Genomic DNA, 1179 nt, shown 5'->3' with positions numbered 1-1179 from the left:
CGTGATTGACGATGGCGGCGAACGTGCCGTCCAGTTTGGCAATTTCAGCTTTGTCTTCATCGCTGAGGGCAAAGTCAAAGACGTTCAAGTTTTCCGCCATACGTTCGGGTTTGGTGGATTTTGCCAACACAATGATGTCGCGTTCCACCAGCCAGCGGGTAATCACCTGCGCTACCGATTTGCCGTATTTCGCACCAATTTTGCTTAATACAGGGTTGTGGAAAATATCATTTTTGCCTTCGGCAAACGGCGCCCATGCTTCCACGGCGATGCCCTCAGCCTGCAAAGCGGCAACGGCTTCGGTTTTTTGTTGGAACGGATTAATTTCAATCTGATTGGCTTGCGGCATCACTTTATTGAATAGTCCCAAATCCACCGCGCGCACGGGCGAAAAATTGCTCACGCCGATGGCGCGGATTTTGCCGGCTGCCTGATATTCTTCCAGCGCGCGCCATGTGCCGTAGCTGTCGCCGTAAGGCTGATGAATCAGCACCATATCGATGTAATCCAAATTCAGACGGCCCAATGAACGATCCAACGAGGCTTTGGCGGCTTCGTAGCCGAAATTTTCTGCCCAAATTTTGGTGGTAACGAACAATTCTTCACGCGCCACGCCGCTGTTTTTAATTCCCAAACCGACTTCGGTTTCATTCATATAAACCTGCGCGGTGTCGATGTGACGATAGCCTGCCTTGATGGCGGCAATCACGGCCTGTTCGGTTTCTGCGGGCGGAATTTGGAATACGCCGAAACAAAGTGCAGGAATTTGTACGCCGTTGTTTAATGTGATGTTTTGCATGATATTGTCTCCTGTTTGTTCTCATGAAAGTGTAGCCATTTTAGCCCGTGTTTTCATTGAGATAAATTAGGTTTAGTTTTATGATGTCGTGAATTAAATTCACTAATCAGCTAAAACGGGGCAGGAAAATGCAGAACTTTAACGAGCTGAATTATTTTTTGACACTCGCACAAACGCAGAGTTTTGTGAAAGCGGGGCAGCTTTTGGGGATTTCTTCTTCGGCGTTGAGCCATAGCATGAAAAATTTAGAAACGCGGCTGAACCTGCGCTTGTTCAACCGCACTACGCGCAATGTGTCGCTGACCGAAGCGGGGCAGCAGCTTTTCGACCAACTTTCTCCGCTTTATCAAGCCATAAACCAAGAAGTCGATGCATTAAAT

2 protein-coding genes are annotated in these 1179 nt (G+C 48.2%); one reads left to right on the top strand and one right to left on the bottom strand.

Annotation, left to right across the window (positions count from 1 at the left end; genetic code table 11):
* Window positions 1–799 (bottom strand): aldo/keto reductase (locus ACTHTS_RS10840; RefSeq protein ID WP_440370031.1); only part of this gene is annotated, 799 nt, incomplete at its 3' end.
* Between the two features lie 128 nt (window positions 800–927).
* On the opposite strand from ACTHTS_RS10840, the gene ACTHTS_RS10835 reads away from it, so the two are divergent.
* Window positions 928–1179, top strand: a 252-nt coding sequence (locus ACTHTS_RS10835) for a LysR family transcriptional regulator (protein WP_440370030.1), incomplete at its 3' end; no start/stop codon positions are given.

Origin of the sequence: Neisseria sp. P0019.S003 (assembly GCF_051957115.1) — a bacterium.
In the GTDB taxonomy this organism is placed as follows: domain Bacteria; phylum Pseudomonadota; class Gammaproteobacteria; order Burkholderiales; family Neisseriaceae; genus Neisseria; species Neisseria flavescens_D.
This window is presented reverse-complemented; position numbering and strand designations above follow the sequence as displayed.